The 19,115-nt window shown below is 66.5% G+C and carries 10 protein-coding genes and 6 pseudogenes; 7 read left to right on the top strand and 9 right to left on the bottom strand.

Annotated elements, in window-relative coordinates; translation table 11 throughout:
* Window positions 1-113 precede the first annotated feature (113 nt).
* A pseudogene (locus tag ACUDAL_RS13975) lies at window positions 114-1,266 on the top strand (YeeE/YedE family protein).
* 128 nt (window positions 1,267-1,394) lie between these two features.
* Window positions 1,395-3,074, top strand: coding sequence for an NAD-dependent malic enzyme (locus tag ACUDAL_RS13970; protein ID WP_444678542.1), 1,680 nt, complete (start codon window positions 1,395-1,397; stop codon window positions 3,072-3,074).
* A 73-nt stretch (window positions 3,075-3,147) separates the two neighbouring features.
* Here ACUDAL_RS13970 and acnA read toward each other — a convergent pair.
* Window positions 3,148-5,895, bottom strand: a pseudogene (gene acnA, locus ACUDAL_RS13965) (aconitate hydratase AcnA).
* Window positions 5,896-6,204: 309 nt separating this feature from the next.
* Between acnA and trxB the strand changes: the two are divergent.
* Complete coding sequence (gene trxB, locus ACUDAL_RS13960; RefSeq protein ID WP_444678541.1) at window positions 6,205-7,158, top strand: thioredoxin-disulfide reductase; 954 nt, start codon at window positions 6,205-6,207, stop codon at window positions 7,156-7,158.
* Window positions 7,159-7,234: 76 nt separating this feature from the next.
* On the opposite strand, the gene ACUDAL_RS13955 is transcribed toward trxB, so the two are convergent.
* Complete coding sequence (locus ACUDAL_RS13955) at window positions 7,235-7,453, bottom strand: SlyX family protein (protein ID WP_444678540.1); 219 nt, start codon at window positions 7,451-7,453, stop codon at window positions 7,235-7,237.
* 129 nt (window positions 7,454-7,582) lie between these two features.
* Here ACUDAL_RS13955 and ACUDAL_RS13950 point away from each other — a divergent pair, with 129 nt between their 5' ends.
* Window positions 7,583-8,047, top strand: a complete 465-nt coding sequence (locus ACUDAL_RS13950; protein ID WP_444678539.1) for a cold-shock protein — start codon at window positions 7,583-7,585, stop codon at window positions 8,045-8,047.
* A 190-nt stretch (window positions 8,048-8,237) separates the two neighbouring features.
* On the opposite strand, the pseudogene ACUDAL_RS13945 reads toward ACUDAL_RS13950, so the two are convergent.
* The 7 genes and pseudogenes from ACUDAL_RS13945 to map form a co-directional block, all read right to left on the bottom strand.
* Window positions 8,238-8,644: pseudogene (locus ACUDAL_RS13945) on the bottom strand (hypothetical protein).
* Window positions 8,645-8,664: 20 nt separating this feature from the next.
* Window positions 8,665-9,834, bottom strand: coding sequence for a succinyl-diaminopimelate desuccinylase (gene dapE / locus ACUDAL_RS13940; RefSeq protein WP_444678538.1), 1,170 nt, complete (start codon window positions 9,832-9,834; stop codon window positions 8,665-8,667).
* 51 nt (window positions 9,835-9,885) lie between these two features.
* Window positions 9,886-10,911: a 2,3,4,5-tetrahydropyridine-2,6-dicarboxylate N-succinyltransferase gene (gene dapD / locus ACUDAL_RS13935; RefSeq protein ID WP_444679387.1), complete on the bottom strand. Its 1,026-nt coding sequence runs from the start codon at window positions 10,909-10,911 to the stop codon at window positions 9,886-9,888.
* Window positions 10,912-11,019: 108 nt separating this feature from the next.
* A pseudogene (locus tag ACUDAL_RS13930) lies at window positions 11,020-11,130 on the bottom strand (ArsC/Spx/MgsR family protein); the annotation flags it as partial.
* Between the two features lie 157 nt (window positions 11,131-11,287).
* The gene (gene dapC / locus ACUDAL_RS13925) at window positions 11,288-12,487 is read right to left on the bottom strand and encodes a succinyldiaminopimelate transaminase (protein WP_444678537.1); all 1,200 of its coding nucleotides are present in this window, start codon (window positions 12,485-12,487) and stop codon (window positions 11,288-11,290) included.
* A gap of 121 nt (window positions 12,488-12,608) precedes the next feature.
* Window positions 12,609-15,288, bottom strand: a pseudogene (locus tag ACUDAL_RS13920) ([protein-PII] uridylyltransferase).
* Window positions 15,289-15,306: 18 nt separating this feature from the next.
* Window positions 15,307-16,092 (bottom strand): annotated as a pseudogene (gene map / locus ACUDAL_RS13915) (type I methionyl aminopeptidase); the annotation flags it as partial.
* A 372-nt stretch (window positions 16,093-16,464) separates the two neighbouring features.
* Between map and rpsB the strand changes: the two are divergent.
* From rpsB to pyrH, 3 genes are all read left to right on the top strand, one after another.
* Complete coding sequence (rpsB, locus tag ACUDAL_RS13910) at window positions 16,465-17,211, top strand: 30S ribosomal protein S2 (RefSeq protein ID WP_444678536.1); 747 nt, start codon at window positions 16,465-16,467, stop codon at window positions 17,209-17,211.
* Between the two features lie 163 nt (window positions 17,212-17,374).
* Entirely contained in the window at window positions 17,375-18,244 is an 870-nt protein-coding gene (tsf, locus tag ACUDAL_RS13905) for a translation elongation factor Ts (protein WP_444678535.1), read from the top strand.
* 109 nt (window positions 18,245-18,353) lie between these two features.
* Entirely contained in the window at window positions 18,354-19,112 is a 759-nt protein-coding gene (pyrH, locus tag ACUDAL_RS13900; protein ID WP_444678534.1) for a UMP kinase, read from the top strand.
* Window positions 19,113-19,115: the final 3 nt, after the last annotated feature.

The following is a 19,115-nucleotide window of genomic DNA, read 5'->3' as shown; positions in this document are numbered from 1 at the left end:
ACGCTGGCGGAGTGCGGCCTAACTTGCCAAGCTTCAGGAGCAAAACGAAAGGAGGAATTTCATGGCCACTGCTCTGGAAGCAAGACGGCCACGGCAGATCTCGCTGGCACTCGGTGCCCTGCTGCTGGCAAGGTGCGCTGCTGGTGGGGCTTGCCTTCGGCACTCGCCTGGGGCTGCTGATGCTGGTCGGGGGCTCCTGGGGGTGTCGCTCTACCACGCCGCCTTCGGCTTCACGGCGGCCTGGCGAGTGTTCATCAGCGAGCGCCGCGGGCGCGGGCTGCGCGCCCAGATGGTGATGCTGGCCATCGCCGTGCTGCTGTTCTTTCCTGCCCTGGGGGCGGGCAGCCTGTGGGGCCAGGAGGTGAACGGCTTCGTCTCGCCCATCGGGGTCTCGGTGGTGGTCGGCGCCTTCCTGTTCGGCATCGGCATGCAGCTCGGCGGCGGCTGCGCCTCGGGCACGCTGTTCACCGCCGGCGGCGGCAATGCGCGCATGGTGATTACGCTGCTGTTCTTCATCATCGGTTCGCTGATCGGTACCGCCCACTTCGCCTGGTGGATGAGTCTGCCGGCCTTCGAGCCGGTCTCGCTGGTGAATGCCTTCGACCCTTGGGCGGCATCGCCGTGAGCCTGGCGCTGTTCGGCGGCATCGCCGCCCTGACGGTGCTGCTGGAGAAGCGCCGCCATGGTGGGCTGGAGGAGGTGCCGCGCTGGAACCTGCGCGACCGCCGCTGGCTGACCGGCCCCTGGCCGCTGCTGCTAGGGGCGGTGGCGCTGGCGCTGCTCAACTTCGCCACCCTGGCGCTGGCCGGGCGCCCCTGGGGCATCACCTCCGCCTTCGCCCTGTGGGGAGCCAAGGCCTACGAACTGGTGGGCGGCGACGTGACCCAGTGGAGCTATTGGCAGAGCCCGGCCAATGCCGCCGCGCTGCGCGCCAGCGTCTGGAGCGACATCACCACGGTGATGAACGTGGGCATCATCCTCGGCGCCATGGTAGCGGCCACGCTGGCCGGGCGTTTTGCCCCGACCCTACGCATACCGCTGGGCTCGATCATGGCCGCCATTATCGGCGGGCTGATGCTTGGCTACGGCGCCCGGCTCGCCTTCGGCTGCAACATCGGCGCCTACTTCAGCGGCATCGCCTCGGGCAGCCTGCACGGTTGGGTATGGCTGGTGGCAGGGTTCGCCGGCAACCTGCTCGGGGTGCGCCTGCGCCCACTGTTCTTCGGCCGCGCGCCCGGCGACAGAACCCGCGCCAAGGTGAGCTGAATGGGCCGCGGCGCCGCCGCCGCAGAGGCGTGGTAGAGTTACGCCAAGGCGCCGCAGAGCGCTTGGGAAAACTCGGCCTGCCGAGCGTTCCTTACGGCCCGGTTCCAGTCACCGTATCGAGATCAGAGATGTCCACCGAAACCAAACGACCGCTCTATATTCCCTACGCAGGCCCCTCGTTGCTCGAGATGCCACTGCTCAACAAAGGCAGCGCCTTTTCCCGCGAGGAGCGGCTCGAATTCAACCTGATCGGCCTGCTGCCGCAGAACGTCGAATCCATCGAGGAGCAGGCCGAGCGGGCCTACCGCCAGTATCAGCAGTGCTACAGTGACCTGGACCGGCACATCCACCTGCGGGCGATCCAGGACGACAACGAAACGCTCTACTATCACCTGGTGATGGAGCATCTCGAGGAGATGCTGCCGATCATCTACACCCCCACGGTGGGCCAGGCGTGCGAGGAGTTCTCCAACATCTATCGTAGCCACCGCGGCCTGTTCGTCAGCTACCCGGACCGCGAGCGCATCGACGATATCCTGCGCAGCGCCACCAAGGGTAATGTCAGGGTGATCGTGGTGACCGACGGCGAACGCATCCTCGGCCTTGGCGACCAGGGTATCGGCGGCATGGGCATCCCGATCGGCAAGCTGGCACTCTACACCGCCTGTGGTGGCATCAGCCCGGCCTATACCTTGCCGATCATGCTCGACGTGGGTACCAACAACCAGGCGCTGCTCGACGACCCCATGTACATGGGTTGGCGGCATCCGCGGATCTCTCAGGAGGAGTACGACGCCTTCCTCGAGGACTTCATCGCCGCGGTGAAGCGCCGCTGGCCCAACGTGCTGCTGCAGTTCGAGGACTTCGCGCAGGCCAATGCGGTGCCGTTGCTGGAGCGCTATCGCGATCAGCTGTGCTGCTTCAACGACGACGTGCAGGGCACTGCGGCAGTGGCCGTGGGCACCCTGATGGCCGCCTGCCAGGCCCGCGACGAGACCATCGCCGACCAGCGCGTGGTTTTCGTCGGCGCCGGCTCCGCGGGCTGCGGCATCGCCGAGCAGGTGGTCGTCGCGATGCAGGCGGAGGGCCTCTCCGAGAAGGAGGCGCGCCGCCGGGTGTTCATGGTCGACCGCGAAGGCCTGGTCACCAGCGACCAGGCGTGGCTGCGCGACTTCCAGCGCCGCCTGGCGCACGACCCGGCGCTGGTGAAGGAGTGGCAGAATCAGTCGCTGCTCGAGGTGGCGCGGCATATCAAGCCGACCGTGCTGATCGGCGTGTCGGGTCAGCCGGGGCTGTTCTCCGAGGAGGTGATCCGCGCCATGCATGCCGGCTGCGAACGGCCGGTGATCATGCCGCTCTCCAACCCCACCTCCCGCGCCGAGGCTGCTCCCGCCGACGTGATCGAGTGGACTGATGGCCAGGCGCTGGTGGCCACCGGCAGCCCGTTTCCGCCGGTGGTCTACGACGGCACGACCTATCCGATTGCCCAGTGCAACAACGCCTATATCTTCCCCGGCATCGGGCTTGGCGTGGTGGCCAGTGGGGCCAAGCGTGTCACCGATGCCATGCTGATGTCCGCTTCGCGGGCGCTGGCTCGCGAAGCGCCGCTGGTGAAGGAGGGCGAGGGCGCGCTGCTGCCGCCGCTGTCGCAGATCCGCGAACTCTCGAAGGCCATCGCCTTCGACGTCGCGGCCCAGGCCCAGCAGGAGGGTGTGGCGCTGCGCACCGACGGCATCAAGCTGCGCGAGGCCATTGAGCGCAGCAGCTGGACGCCGGCGTATCGCAGCTACCGCCGCCGCTCGTTCTGACCAAGTGAGCCCTGCATGGCGCAAGGCCCTGCCTCGGCGGGGCCTTTGCCTGAAAGGCCGGGTCGCGGCGCGACTACGCCGCGCCGATCATGCGCCGCAGCACATAGTGGAGGATGCCGCCGTGGCGGTAGTACTCCAGTTCGTTGGCGGTGTCGATGCGGCACAGGGCTTCGATCTTTTTCTCGCCCTTGTCGCTCTTCACCGTGACCGTCACCTGGCCGCCCGGGGTGAGGTCGGCCAGCCCCTCGATGGAGACCGTCTCGTCGCCGGTCAGGCCGAGCGTCTTGCGGCTCTCGCCCTCGGGGAACTGCAGCGGCACCACGCCCATGCCGATCAGGTTGGAGCGGTGGATGCGCTCATAGGATTCGGCCAGCACGGCGCGCACGCCGAGCAGCCGCGTGCCCTTGGCCGCCCAGTCCCGCGATGAACCGGTGCCGTACTCCTTGCCGGCCACGACCACTAGCGGCGTGCCCTGTTCCTGGTATTTCATCGCCGCGTCGTAGATCGCCATCTGCTCGCCGGAGGGCACATGGCGGGTCTCGCCACCAACCACGCCGTCGAGCATCTCGTTGCGGATACGCACGTTGGCGAAAGTGCCGCGCATCATCACCTCATGGTCGCCGCGCCGCGAGCCGTAGGAGTTGAAGTCCACCGGCTGGATGCCGTGCTCCTGCAGGTAGCGCCCGGCCGGGCTGGCGGGCTTGATGGCGCCGGCCGGCGAGATGTGGTCGGTGGTCACCGAGTCGCCCAGCAGGGCCAGGATGTGGGCGTTCTTGACATCCTCGATTGGCGCCGGGTCGCGGCCCATGCCTTCGAAGAAGGGCGGGTGCTGGATGTAGGTGGAGGCGGAGGACCACTCGTAGACCTGGCTCTGCGGCACCTGCAGCGATTTCCAGATCTCGTCGCCCTCGAACACTTCCGCATACTCCTTGCGGAACATGTCGGTCTTGACCTTTTCCACGGCGTCGGCAATCTCAGCCTGGGTGGGCCAGATGTCCTTCAGGTAGACGGGGTTGCCGTCCGCGTCCTCGCCCAGTGGGTCTTGGGTGAGGTCGAGGCGCACGTTGCCGGCCAGGGCGTAGGCCACCACCAGCGGCGGCGAGGCGAGCCAGTTGGTCTTCACCAGCGGATGGATGCGCCCCTCGAAATTGCGATTGCCCGAGAGCACCGCGGCCACGGTAAGGTCGCCGTCCTCGATCGCCTTCTCGATCTGCTGCGGCAGGGGCCGGAGTTACCAATGCAGGTGGTGCAGCCGTAGCCGACCAGGTGGAAGCCCAGGGCGTCGAGATCCTCCTGTACCCCCGCAGCCTGGAAGTATTCCGTCACCACCTTGGAGCCCGGCGCCAGCGAGGTCTTGACCCAGGGCTTGGTCGCCAGGCCCTTGGCGCGCGCCTTGCGCGCCAGCAGGCCGGCGGCGAGCATGACGCTGGGGTTGGAGGTGTTGGTGCAGGAGGTGATGGCGGCGATCACCACGGCGCCGGGGTTGAGCATGAACTGCTCGCCGTCCAGGTCGACGTTCTGGCTGTCGCGATGCTCGTAGCTCTCGTGCACGCCCACCGCCGTCTGGCCCCTTCGGCATTGAGCCGCCCCTTCTCCACGCCACTCGGCGACTTGGCCTGCTCTTCGCCCTCCATCAGCTTCTCGAAGGTGGTCTTCATGGCCTTGAGCGCGACGCGATCCTGGGGGCGCTTGGGGCCGGCCAGGCTGGCCTCGACGTCACCGAGGTCAAGATGCAGGGCATCGCTGAAGATCGGCTCGTCGCCGGCTTCGCGCCACAGCCCCTGGGCCTTGCAATAGGCCTCCACCAGTTCGATCTGTGCTGCGTCGCGCCCGGTGAGGCGCAGGTAGGCCAGCGTTTCGTCATCGACCGGGAAGAAGCCGCAGGTGGCGCCGTACTCCGGCGCCATGTTGCCGATGGTGGCACGGTCGGCCAGCGGCAGGTCGGCCAGGCCGTCGCCGTAGAACTCGACGAACTTGCCCACCACGCCGTGGCTGCGCAGCATCTGGGTTACCGTCAGCACCAGGTCGGTGGCGGTGATGCCTTCCTTGAGTCTGCCGGTGAGCTTGAAGCCCACCACCTCGGGAATCAGCATTGAGACGGGCTGGCCGAGCATGGCGGCCTCGGCCTCGATGCCGCCCACCCCCAGCCGAGCACGCCGAGCCCGTTGATCATGGTGGTGTGGGAGTCGGTGCCCACCAGGGTGTCTGGGTAGGCGAAGGTCTTGCCGTCCTCCTCCTTAGTCCACACCGTGCGGCCGAGGTACTCCAGGTTGACCTGATGGCAGATCCCGGTGCCGGGCGGCACCACGCTGAAATTGTCGAAGGCCTGCTGGCCCCAGCGCAGGAATTCGTAGCGCTCCTGGTTGCGCTCCATCTCGATGGCGACATTGTCCTTGAAGGCAGTGGGGTTGCCGAACTTGTCCACCATCACCGAGTGGTCGATCACCAGGTCCACCGGCGACAGCGGGTTGATGCGCGACGGGTCCTCGCCGAGTTTCTCCACCGCGGCACGCATGGAGGCAAGGTCCACCACGCCGGGCACCCCGGTGAAGTCCTGCATCAGCACTCGGGCCGGACGATAGCCGATCTCGCGGCTGGCACGCCCCTCCTGCTGCCAGTCGACCAGCGCCTGCAGGTCGTCGTGCGCCACGCTCGGGTCATGCGCGAAGCGTAGCTGGTTCTCCAGCAGGATCTTCAGCGTCTTGGGCAACCGATCGATGTTGCCTAGTCGTTCGGCGGCCTTCGGCAGGCTGTAGTAGTGGTAGGTGATGCCGCCGGCAACCAGGGTCTGCAAGGTATCCGGCATCTCGTCACGGCTCATGAAGGCCTCCTGTCACGGTGTGAACGTTCCCTATCCTCAACGTCATAGGTTGCACATGGTCATGATAGGACCCTCTTTCAAGCAGTGCCCGAGGTTTCTCGGTGCAACACCGGCCGGCCCACGGTGCCAGGCAAGGCGTGCGCAGGGGCTGAGAGGGGGTGGTGAAGCCACGCAGAAGGGGCGCAGCCCTGGGCGCACTGGGCTGGTACAATACCGCCCACTGTTGGCTCCGGCCGGCGGCATGGGCGCCGCCGGCCGGGCGCGGCGTGGCTCGCCGCCTTCCCGTTTTCGAGTTGCGAGGACTCCTGCATGAGCGATGTGCGTCATCACCGCCTGATCATTCTCGGCTCCGGTCCGGCCGGCTATACCGCCGCCGTCTACGCGGCGCGGGCCAACCTCAAGCCGGTGCTGATTACCGGTATCCAGGCCGGCGGCCAGCTGACCACCACCACCGAGGTGGACAACTGGCCCGGCGACGACGCCGGCGTCCAGGGGCCCGAGCTGATGGAGCGCATGAAGCGCCACGCCGAGCGCTTCGACACCGAGGTCCTGTTCGACCACATCCACGAGGTGGATCTGCAGCACCGCCCCTTCACCCTCAAGGGTGACAGCGGCAGCTACACCTGCGATGCGCTGATCGTCGCCACCGGCGCCAGCGCCCGCTACCTGGGGCTGCCCTCGGAGCAGCAGTTCATGGGGCAAGGGGTATCGGCCTGCGCGACCTGCGACGGCTTCTTCTACCGCAACCAGGAGGTGGTGGTGGTGGGCGGCGGCAACACCGCCGTGGAGGAGGCGCTCTACCTTTCCAACATCGCCGCCAAGGTGACCCTGGTGCATCGCCGCGACACGCTGCGCGCCGAGAAGATCCTGCAGGACCGGCTGCGCGAGAAGGCCGAGAGCGGCAACGTGGTATTGGAATGGAACTACGTGGTGGAGGAGGTGCTGGGCGACGCCAGCGGGGTCACCGGGGTGCGCATTCGCTCCACCCTCGATGACACCGTGAAAGAAATCCAGGCCCCCGGCGTGTTCATTGCCATCGGCCACAGCCCGAACACCGGCATCTTCGAGGGCCAGCTCGAGATGCATGACGGCTACATCAAGGTGAAGTCCGGCCTTGAGGGCAATGCCACCGCCACCAGCATTCCCGGCGTGTTCGCCGCCGGCGACGTGATGGATCACGTCTACCGCCAGGCGGTGACCTCCGCCGGCACCGGCTGCATGGCGGCGCTGGATGCGGAGCGCTACCTGGACGATCTCGTCTGAGCAGCGACGCTAGGTAAAGGCGCGAGCCATCCTCGCCAGTCCTTGATACAGAACCGCTCAATAGTGCGGCGGCACCTCATCCTGCGGTGACGGTGCCGCCATCTCCGCTTCCTGCAGCACCTGCTGCGCGGTAACGCAGCTTCTCCTGCATCAGCGCATTGATGCGCTCCAACTGGGCCAGGCGTCGCTCCTGCCCGGCCACTGCCTCATCCAGCGTATCAAGCCAGTGTTCCTGGTAGGCGATACGGCTCTCCAGGGCGTCCAGCCGGGTGGCAAGCGAAGCCTCCGGGCTCATGCTAGAATCTTCGCGCTGCGTGTCGCTGTTCATCGTGACACCTTCATTGGTCGACGGTCCCCTGTGTCGCGTCGTCATTGGATATCCTGTTTCGCCAATTTCCACATAACAAGTGAGCAATACGGATCCATGAATCGCAAGGTTATCATTCGCTGTACGCTGATCAGTCTGCTGTTGGCGCTGCCGGCACCGCTGCTGATCGCCCTGTTCCTGTCGCTGACGGGGGACGGGCTGGCGCATTCGCTGTTTGCCCTGCTCGAGGTCGAGGCTGTCGCCCTAGTCTATGTTGCCGTAGCAGCCGCAGTAATGCTGCTGCTGCTGATCGCCACCCTGGCCACTCATGCGCTTAGCCCCCGCCTGGCCGTGCTGGCCGAGGTAGAGGACGACGATCGCGAGATCGGCGAGGTCAAGTGGTTCAATGTCAACAAGGGCTATGGTTTCATCAAGCGCGAAAGCGGCGAGGACGTCTTCGTGCACTTCCGCGCCATTCGCGGTCGCGGTCACCGCACCCTGGCCGAAGGGCAGAAGGTGCGCTACCACGTGATCGAAAATGATCGGGGGCTGCAGGCCGACGACGTCACGGTAATCACTTAGGATAGCGGCTGCGCTCGACCAGGCGGTGTGGGAATGGCAGCGCGAGGGCTCATTGACTAACGTAAGCTCCGCTCTCTCACTGCGATCCCGCCTAGCCTGGCCATCGCTCGCAGCTTCTCGCATTGCGTTTCGCTCTATCCCTGCTCATCGCCCCGCATGTTTCAAACATGCGGGGCGATGTCGTTTCGGGTCACTGGCCGGAGTCGGGCCAGTCGATGGCGCCTTCATGGCCGTCGGGAAGCACCTGCCAGAAGCGGTCGGGGTCGTCGCCGGGCTGCCAGCCGCCGAGCGAGCAGCGTACCTCGCAGCCGAGCCGGGCGGCGGCGTCGCGGGCGCAGTCGGCATCGCGCGGCCACGGCGTGTGGGCGCTGTCGAACCACAGGCTGGCGAAGCCGTCGGCGGCTTTCTCGACCAGCAGCACCGGCACCTCGTGTCCATCGCGGTGGCCGCGGGTCTGCCAGCGGTTGCGCCCGGCACCGCGCAGCGGGCGGCATCCAGCGTCTCGCCGAGCCAGGCGTCGATGGCCGGGAGCAGGGCCTGGCGCAGGTAGATCTCGATGTCCGGGTAGCGCAATGGGGTGTCGGGCTGGTCTGGCATGGCGTCCTCTCTCGGCGCGTTCAGGGCTTGGCGGTACCGTTGACGAACAGCTTGGCCAGGATCGCTTCGTAGATCCGGCTGAGGTCGTCGAGGTCGGCGGCGCGCACGCGTTCGTTGGTCTGGTGAATGGTGGCGTTGCACGGCCCCAGCTCCACTACCTGGGTGCCCAGTGTGGCGATGAAACGCCCGTCAGACGTGCCGCCGCTGGTGGAGAGCCGCGGGCGGCGGCCAAGCACCGTTTCCACGCCGTGCAGGGCGGCTTCCACCAGTTCGCCTTCGGCGGTCAGGAACGGCTCGCCGTTGAGCGTCCAATCAAGCTGGTACTCGAGGCCATGGGTGTCGAGGATCGTCTGGGTTCGGCTGCGCAGCTGCTCGTGGGTCACTTCGGTGGAGAAGCGGAAGTTGAACACCACTTCCACGTCGCCGGGAATCACGTTGGTGGCGCCGGTGCCGGCGCGGATGTTGGAGATCTGGAAGCTGGTGGCCGGGAAGAAGGCGTTGCCGCTGTCCCAGTGCTCCTGTATCAGGGCGTCGAGCGCCGGCATCGCCTGGTGAATGGGATTGCGTGCCAGGTGCGGGTAGGCCACGTGACCCTGAATGCCTTTGATGTGCAGTACGCCGCCCAGCGAGCCGCGGCGGCCGTTCTTGATCACGTCGCCCAGCGCCTCGGTGGAGGAGGGCTCGCCGACGATGCAGTAGTCGAGCCGTTCGTGGCGCTCGCGCAGGTGCTCGACCACGGCGCGGGTGCCGTCCACCGCCGGTCCCTCCTCGTCGGAGGTGACCAGAAAGGCGATGCGCCCATGGTGGTCGGGGTGGGCGGTGACGAAGCGCTCCACGGCGGTGACCATCGCCGCCAGGCTGCCCTTCATGTCGGCCGCGCCGCGCCCGCGCAGCATGCCGTCGGCGTCGATGCTGGGCTCGAAGGGCGGGGTGCTCCAGTGCACATGGGGGCCGCTCGGCACCACGTCGGTGTGGCCGGCGAAGGCCAGCACCGGGCCGTGATGGCCGTGGGTCGCCCAGAAATTCTCTACATCGCCGAAGGGCAGCCGTTCGATATGAAAGCCGAGGCGTTCGAGGCGCTCGATCATCAGCGCCTGGCAGCCCAGGTCGTCGGGGGTGACCGAGGGCAGGCGCATCAGCGCCATGGCCAGGTCCAGGGTGGGGGACAGCTCAGAAGTCGTCGAGGACATGCAGGTTCCGGAGATGGGGCGGGCGGCACCGGACGGTGCCGCCTTCGCGCCTCAGTTGTGGGCGTGCAGCGCTTCGTTCAGCGCGATGGCGCTCTTGTTGGTCAGGCACTCGATGCGCCCGTTCTGGGAATTGCGGCGCAGCAGCAGGTCGCTGTGGCCGGCCAGCTCGCGGGCCGCCACGGTCTTGACCACCTGGCCCTGGTCATCGAGCAGGGTGACCTTGGCCCCGGCGGTGATATAGAGCCCCGCCTCGACGGTGCAGCGGTCGCCCAGCGGGATGCCGATGCCGGCGTTGGCCCCGATCAGGCAGCCTTCGCCCACTTTGATGACCAGGTTGCCGCCGCCGGAGAGGGTACCCATGGTGGAGCAGCCGCCGCCCAGGTCGGAGCCCTTGCCCACCACCACGCCAGCGGAGATGCGCCCTTCGATCATGCCGGGGCCTTCGGTGCCGGCATTGAAGTTGACGAAGCCCTCGTGCATCACGGTGGTGCCTTCGCCAAGGTAGGCGCCCAGGCGTACCCGGGCGGTGTCGCCGATGCGCACGCCGCTCGGCACCACGTAATCGGTCATCTTGGGAAACTTGTCCACGCAGTCCACCGACAGGGTGCGGCCCTCCAGGCGCGCCTTGAGGCGGCGTGCCGGCAGCTCGTCGATGTCGATCGGCCCTTCGCTGGTCCAGGCCACGTTGTGCAGCAGGCCGAACATGCCGGTCAGGTCGACCCCGTGCGGCTTGACCAGGCGGTGCGACAGCAGGTGCAGCTTGAGGTACACCTCGGGCACGCTCTGCGGTGCCGCGTCGTGCTCGAGGAAGGTGGCGACCAGCGGCCGCTGGCTGGCGGCCAGTGCCTCGACCAGCTCCGCCTGGGCGGCCTGCCCCGCGGCCTTGAGTGCCTCGGCCAGCGTGGCGCAGTGCTCTGGCAGGAAGCTGACGGCGCTGTTGCCGGCCGGCACCTCGAGCACCTGGCCGATGGCTTCCACCAGGCTGGCTTCCGGCTTGAGCAGCGGCGCCGGGTAGTAGATCTCCAGCCAATCGCCCTGGGTGTTCTGGGTGCCGATTCCGAAGGCAAAGCTCAGCATGGGGTGTCCTCGCGTCTTGATGGGAGTAAGGGGGTCAACCTTGAGGTCGTCGTAGTCGCCGTCGCGATAGCCGACACGCAGCGTATCGCCGATGTCGAGCAGCGGCCGCTTGAGCAGCGTGGGGTTGGCCATGATCAGCTCGCGCGCCTTGTTGGCGTCGATCTCCTGCTTGTCCTCCTCGGGGAGGTTGCGCCAGGTGGTGCTGCGCCGGTTGAGCACCTCCAGCACCGGCACGCGCTCGAGGAGATGCTCGAGCAGGGCGGCGGAGAGGCCGTCCTCGCGTAGGTCATGCACCTGATAGGGGATTCCTTCTCATCCAGCGCCTTGCGGGCCTTGCGACAGGTATCGCAGCTCTTGATCACGTACAGGGTCGCCATCATGCCCTCCTTTCGATGAAACGGCGAATGCGTCGGGCCGCCTCTACGGTGGGTTCGAGCTCGGCCACCAGCGCCAGGCGGATGCGCCCGGCACCGGGATTGGTGCCATCGGTGCCCTGGCGACCCATATAGCTGCCGGGCAGCACGCTGACGTGGTCGGCGGCAAACAGCTCGCGGGTGAAGGCCTCGTCATCGCCGCCGGGCACTGCCGGCCATAGGTAGAAGCTGGCCTCGGGCACGGGAAATTCAAGCACCGGGGCGAGGATCTCGGTGACCGCGGCGAACTTCTCGCGGTAGGCGTCGCGATTGGCGCGCACGTGGGCCTCGTCGTTCCAGGCGGTGATCGAGGCGTGCTGCAGCGGCAGCGACATGGCGCAGCCGTGATAGGTGCGATAGCGCTTGAACGGCGCGATCAGCTCGGCGTCGCCGGCGACGAAGCCCGAGCGCAGCCCCGGCAGGTTGGAGCGCTTGGAAAGCGAGTGGAACACCAGGCAGCGGCGGAAGTCGTGGCGGCCAAGGGTGGCACAGGCCTCCAGCAGCCCCGGCGGCGGCGCGGCTTCGTCCAGGTAGAGCTCGGAGTAGCACTCATCGGAGGCGATGATGAAGTCGAACTCGTCGGCCAGGGCGATCAGCTTCTTGAACTCGGCGAGCGGGGTCACCGCACCGGTGGGGTTGCCCGGCGAGCAGAGGAAGAGGATCTGCACCTCGCGCCACACCTCGGCCGGCACGGCATCGAAGTCGGGGCGGAAGCCGTGCTCGGCCCGGCAGTCGAGGTAGAGCGGCTGGCCCCCGGCGAGCAGGGTAGCGCCTTCGTAGATCTGATAGAAGGGGTTGGGCACCGCCACCCGGGCCGGGCGGGTGCGGTCCAGCGTCGCCTGGACGAAGGCGAAGAGCGCCTCGCGGGTGCCGTTGACCGGCAGCACCTGGCGCTCGGGGTCGAGCCCGTCAAGCTTGAAGCGTCGTGTGGCCCAGGCGGCGATGGCCCCGCGCAGCTCGGCGATACCGGCGGTGGCCGGATAGCGGGCGAAGTCGAGCTGATGCGCCTGCAGGGTCTGCAGGGCGGCGGCGAAGGGTGCGTGCTGCGGTTCGCCGATGGTCAGCGGAATGTGGGCAAGCCCTGCGGGAGGCGTCACGCCGGCCTTCAGCGCGGCAAGCTTCTCGAAGGGGTAGGGCTTCAAGGCGTCGAGATCGGGGTTCATCGGTGTCCAGGCGCCGTGGAGCGGCGTCGTTATCGTGGCTGCGGGCAGAGCGCCGATTATAGGGAAGGCCCCCACTCGCCTCAAATCCCGTGCGCTTGGCGCCAGCCAGTCGCGGCAGGCCTCAGCCCGCCACGTTGAGTACCTCGATCAGTCGCTCGCGCAGGCGCTGCTGGCGCTCGGGATCGGTCAGCGGTGCGCCGGCCTTGTCGGTGATGAAGAAGACGTCCTCCACGCGCTCGCCCAGGGTGGCGATCTTGGCCGCCGAGAGCGAGATGTCTTGTTCCATGAAGATGCGCCCCACCCGGGCCAGCAGGCCGGGGCGGTCGGGCGCGGTCAGCTCCAGCAGGGTGCGCTCGTTGGCCGGGTCCTGCTCGATCAGCACTTCAGTGGGCACCTTGAAGTGGCGCAGCTGGCGCGGCGTATGGCGGGTCACGATTTGCGGATAGTCGTCGGGGTCATCGAGCTCTTCGACCAGGTGGGCGCGGATTTCCTCGATGCGCAGCGGATCGCGGATGGCGCGTCCCTGGTCGTCGAGCACGATGAAAGTGTTGAGCGTCCAGTCGTTGCTCGAGGTGGCGATGCGGGCGTCGTGGATCGACAGCCCGAGCTGTTCCATGGCCGCGGCGGTGGCGGCGAACAGGTCGTCCACCGAGCGGGTGTGGATGAACACCTTGGTGCCGCCCTCGGACATGTCGTCGGTCGGTGCGCTGATCAACACCAGCGGCAGCGGGGATTCGCGATGGGCAAGAATGCCCAGGGTCTGCCACACGATCTCGCTCGGCGCGTACTGCAGGAAATACTCCTCGCCGAGCAGCTCCCACAGGCGCTCGACCCGTTCCAGCTCGGCGCCCACCGCCGACAGTAGCGAGCGCGCCTCGCAGCGCGTTTCGTGCACCCAGTCGTCGCGGTCGAGCGGGTTGTCCAGGCCGCGGCGCAGGGCGCGCTTGGTCTCGGCGTGGAGCTGGCGCAGCAGCGAGGCGCGCCAGCCGTTCCACAGCGTCGGGTTGGTGGCGTTGATGTCGGCCACCGTCAGCACGTAGAGGTAGTCCAGGCGGGTCTCGTCACCGACATGGGCGGCGAATTCGCGGATCACGTCGGGGTCGGTGATGTCGCGCTTCTGAGCCACCATCGACATCAGCAGGTGGTTCTCCACCAGCCAGCTCACCAGTCGGGTGTCGCGGCTGGTCAGGCCGTGGCGTTCGGCGAAGCGCTCCACGTCGCGGGCGCCGAGAATCGAGTGGTCGCCGCCGCGCCCCTTGCCGATATCGTGATAGAGCCCGGCGATCCACAGCAGCTCGAGTTTGGGCAGCTGATGCACCAGTGCCGCCGCCACCGGGAATTCCTCGCGTGCCTCGGGCTTGCGGAACTGATGAATGAACTTGAGCAGGCGCAGGGTGTGGGCATCCACGGTGTAGATGTGGAACAGGTCGTGCTGCATCAGCCCCACCGCCTGGCCGAACTCCGGCAGGTACTTGCCCAGCACGCCGTAGCGATTCATGCGCCGCAGCTGGCGCGCCACGTTGCCGCTGGAGCACAGCAGCGACATGAACAGGTGCTGATGCCGGGGGTCGTCGCGGTAGAAGTCGTCGATCTGGTGGCGATGGTCGCGGATCAGGCGGATGGTGTCGGCGCGCACGCCCTCGATTTCGGGGTGCTCCGCCATCAGCAGGAACAGTTCGAGCAGCGCCGAGGGGTGGTCGCGGAACACCGAGCGCTGGCGCGCCTGGATGTAGCTGCCCTCGATCTCGAAGCGCTCGTTGAGGGGTGCGTCTCCAGACGCTCGCCGCCACGCAGGATGGCCTCGTCGAAGTGCTGCAGCAGCATGTCGTTGAGCCCGGCCAGCGCCGTGACATGGCGATAGTAGCGCTTCATGAACTGCTCGACGGCGAGGCGTTCGGGAGTGTCGCGAAAGCCGAACAGCTCGGCGATGGTGCGCTGGTGATCGAACAGCAGGCGATCCTCGGCGCGGTCGGTGAGCATGTGCAGCGCATAGCGCACCTGCCATAGGAAGGCCTGGCCCTGGCTCAGGATGCGCAGCTCGGCGTCGTTCATGAAGCCTTCGGCGACCAGGTCCTCATAGCGCTGGCTGCCGAAATGACGCTTGGCTACCCAGCCGATCATCTGGATGTCGCGCAAGCCGCCCGGTGAGCTCTTGATATTGGGCTCGAGGTGATACTCGGTGTTGTTGAAGCGGTGATGGCGGCTGATCTGCTCCTGCCACTTGGCCTCGAAGAAGCGCGCCGCCGGCCACATGGCTTCGGGCGCGATACGCTCCTTCATGGCCTTGCGCAGCGATTCGGGGCCGGCCAGGGTGCGCGACTCCATCAGGTTGGTAATGATGGTGATGTCGCCTGCGGCCTCGCGCTCGCAGTCGGCGAGCGAGCGCACGCTGTGGCCGATCTCCAGGCCGATGTCCCAGAGGAAGGTGATGAAGGCGGTCAGGGCGTCGCGGTAGGGGTGTCGTCGTCGTGGGCCAGCAGCAGCATGAGGTCGACGTCGGAGTGCGGGTGCAGCTCGCCGCGGCCGTAGCCGCCCACGGCGAGCAGCGCCACGCCGTCGTCGGGCCACGCCTGCAGCGACCAGGCCACGCCGAGCAGCTGGTCGAGGCACCAGGCGCGGCCATGCACCAGATCGCGAATGTCGGCCCCGGCGCGGAAGCGTTCGTCGAGCCGCTGCTGGATTTCCCGCAGTGCGGCCTTGAACGGTGCGATAGGCGAGCGGGTGCCGGCCAGCTCGCGGGTAAACTGCTCGGCATCGAACAGCGTGGGGTCGGGCGCGAAGCGATAGTGGTGCAGCAGCATGGCGGTCTCGACTCGGTGGTCGAGGAAGGAGAGATCTTCCTCGTGGCGTGCCGTGAGCACCTCGACGCCGGTCTCGGTGACCAGCAGCGTATGCTCCCACTGCGCGGAAAGGCTCTTGTCGCGAGTCACCGCGGTCCAGCCGTCGCGCAGTACCTTGGTCTGGTGGCTGCCGACGTTGATCATCGGTTCGATGGTCAGGCACATGCCGGCGCGCAGCACGGCGTCCGCTTCGGGGGCGTAGCCGTCGTAGTGCAGCACCTGCGGGTCTTCATGGAAGGTGGCGCCGATGCCGTGGCCGCAGAAGTCGCGTACCACCGAATAGCCGTTGGTCTCGGCGTGCTCCTGGATGGCGCGTGCCAGTTCGGACAGGCGCGCACCCGGGCGCACCAAAGCGATGCTACGGTAGAGGCATTCCTGGGTCACCCGGCACAGCCGCTCGCCCTGGATGTTCTCGCCGACGATGAACATGACGCTGGAGTCGCCGTGGTAGCCGGCAGCGGTCTTCACGGTGACATCGATGTTCATGATGTCGCCTTTCTTGAGCTTCTTGTCAGCGGCGGGAATGCCGTGACACACCACATGGTTGATTGAGGTGCAGATTGACTTGGGAAAGCCGTGATAATCGAGCGGCGCCGGGGTGGAGCCCAGCTCGTTGACGATAAAATCGTGGCACAGGCGGTCGAGCTCCCCGGTGGAGACGCCGGCCTGCACATGGGGCGCGATCATTTCTAGCACGCTGGCGGCCTGGCGGCCCGCCTCACGCATCTTCTCGATCTCGTCAGGGGTCTTGATGGGTATGTTCATGGACTCTCGCTGGCTGCGGGTGGCGGCGCCGGCAATTAAGGCGGTAAGAGCGGCGGGCGACTTCATCTCGCTAGCGAACTATGGTATAAAGCCGCGCGCTTTACTGCAATCGTCGCCCTGCGGCCCGCCGAGCTATCCTGGCAGCCGGCGGCGGAGCGCGCATCTTCCCCAGGCGGTGTTGGCCATGCGGCTCGCCGTCGGTGAAGGCGCCGACTCAGCCGGCAGTCGCTGTGAGGCAGCGTCGTAAAGTGCAGACACAGCCTTGAAAACACACACGCACCGGCACATGGTCCCGGGTGCTGTCGCGGTTCATCCCGTCAGTCGGATCCATGGGGTGCGTGGAGGCCTAACCCGATTTTTCAGGAGTCATCCATGGCACACGTCAATATGCGCGACCTGCTCAAGGCGGGCGCACACTTCGGTCACCAGACCCGTTACTGGAACCCGAAGATGGGCAAGTACATCTTCGGTGCACGTAACAAGATTCACATCATCAACCTCGAGCACACCCTGCCGGCCCTCAACGAGGTGATCGACGTGGTCGAGAAGATGGCGGCGTCGAACAACAAGATCATGTTCGTCGGCACCAAGCGCAGCGCCAGCAAGATCATCAAGGAAGAGGCAACCCGCGTCGGTATGCCCTTCGTCAATCATCGCTGGCTCGGCGGTATGCTGACCAACTACAAGACCATTCGTCAGTCGATCAAGCGTCTGCGCGACCTCGAGACCATGCGCGAGGACGGCACTTTCGACAAGCTGACCAAGAAAGAAGTCCTGATGGCGACCCGCGAGCAGGAGAAGCTCGAGCGTTCCATCGGCGGTATCAAGGAAATGGGCGGCCTGCCCGACGCGCTGTTCGTGATCGACGTGGACCACGAGCGCATCGCCATCAACGAGGCGAACAAGCTCGGCATCCCGGTCATCGGCGTGGTGGACACCAACTCCGATCCGGATGGCGTCGACTACGTGATCCCGGGCAACGATGACTCCATTCGTGCCATCCAGATCTACGTCCAGGCGATCGCCAATGCCTGCGCACGTGCGAAGGAAGGCCGCCCCGACGAATTCGTCGAGGTCACCGAGAGTGAAGGCGGCGACGCCACCGCCGCCGCCGAGTAACGGCGAGCTGCCCGGGCCGCATGTCGGTCCGGGTGGTGCGGCCGGCGAGCCGGCCGCTCCTCTTCCCCGCCTTGGCGGGGCAGAATTTTCCGGACTCGCGGTCCGGCGCCCTTATCTCCCCGGTCGAACCAGTCCCGGGTTCAACTATCAAGAGGTGAATTCCATGGCAGCGATCAGTGCCTCCCAGGTCAAGGAACTGCGCGAGCGTACCGGCCTCGGCATGATGGAGTGCAAGAAGGCACTCACCGAAGCAGAGGGTGACATCGAAGTTGCGATCGACAACCTGCGCAAAAGCTCCGGTCTGAAGGCCGCCAAGAAGGCCGGCCGCACCGCCGCCGAAGGCGCCGTGGTGACTCGTGTCGCCGAAGACGGCAGCTATGGCGTAGTGGTCGAGATCAACTCCGAGACCGACTTTGTCGCCCGTGACGCCAACTTCAAGGCCTTCGCCGACAAGGTGGTCGACGCCTTCTTCGCCGCCAAGAGCGAAGACGTCGCCGCCGTGACCGCCGGCGAGATCGAGACCGCACGCGAGCAGCTGGTACAGAAGATCGGCGAGAACATCGGCGTGCGTCGCTGTGTGCTGGTCGAGGCCGGCGCCGGCGAGCTGGTGGGAGAGTACGTCCACGGCGGCCGTATCGGCGTGCTGACCGTGCTCAAGGGCGGCAACAGCGAAGTGGCCAAGGACGTCGCCATGCACGTGGCCGCGATCAACCCGGCCGTGGCGCGTCCCGAGGACATGCCGCAGGAGCAGCTCGACAAGGAGAAGGCGATCATCCTGGCCCAGCCGGACATGGCCGGCAAGCCCGAGCAGATCGCCGAGAAGATGGTCGAAGGCCGCCTGAAGAAGTACCTGGCCGAGAACAGCCTGACCGAACAGCCTTTCGTCAAGGACCCCAACCAGACCGTCACTGACTTCGTCAAGGCGGCTGGCGGTGAGGTGGTTCGCTTCATTCGCTTCGAAGTGGGCGAAGGCATCGAGAAGGAAGAGGTCGACTTCGCCAAGGAAGTCATGGAACAGGCTGGCCGTCGCTGAGGTCAGAGGTTCCAGTCCCTGTACGGCGTGCGCGCAAGCGCACGCCGTTGCGTATCCGGCCGGTGCATCCGGCCATTCGCTCGCTCTGCTGATGCCCAAGGAGAAGGCCATGCCCACGACCGATCAGATCGACAGCACCAAGACCCGTACCGAGAAGTCGAAATACAAGCGTATCCTGCTCAAGCTCTCCGGCGAGGCGCTGATGGGCGAGCATGACTTCGGCATCGACCCCAAGGTGCTGGACCGCATGGCGCTGGAGATCGGCCAACTGGTGGGCATTGGTGTGCAGGTGGGGATCGTGATCGGTGGTGGCAACCTGTTTCGCGGGGCCGCGCTGAATGAAGCGGGCATGGACCGGGTCACCGGCGACCACATGGGCATGTTGGCCACGGTGATGAACGCCCTGGCCATGCGCGACGCCCTGGAGCGCTCCAATATCCGCTCGCGCGTCATGTCGGCCATTCCCATGAGCGGGGTAGTGGAACACTACGACCGCCGCACCGCCATTCGCTACCTCACCTCCGGAGACGTGGTATTGTTCTCCGCCGGCACCGGCAACCCCTTCTTCACCACCGACTCCGCCGCCTGCCTGCGCGGCATCGAGATCGACGCCAACGTGGTGGTAAAGGCCACCAAGGTGGACGGGGTCTACGACAAGGATCCGGTGAAGCACAGCGATGCGGTCAAGTACGATCAGTTGAGCTACGATGACGCCCTTGACCAGAAGCTCGGTATCATGGATTTGACCGCTATCTGCCTGGTGCGGGACCATGACATGCCGGTACGCGTCTTCAACATGAACAAGCCGGGCGCCCTGCTGAACCTGGTAGTGGGCGGCAAGGAAGGCACGCTGATAGACAGAGGTTGACAC

It is taken from the genome of Halomonas sp. E19, from assembly GCF_052439355.1.
Lineage (GTDB): Bacteria > Pseudomonadota > Gammaproteobacteria > Pseudomonadales > Halomonadaceae > Halomonas.
Note: the sequence above shows the minus strand (reverse complement) of the source record. Positions and strands in the feature narration are given on the sequence as shown.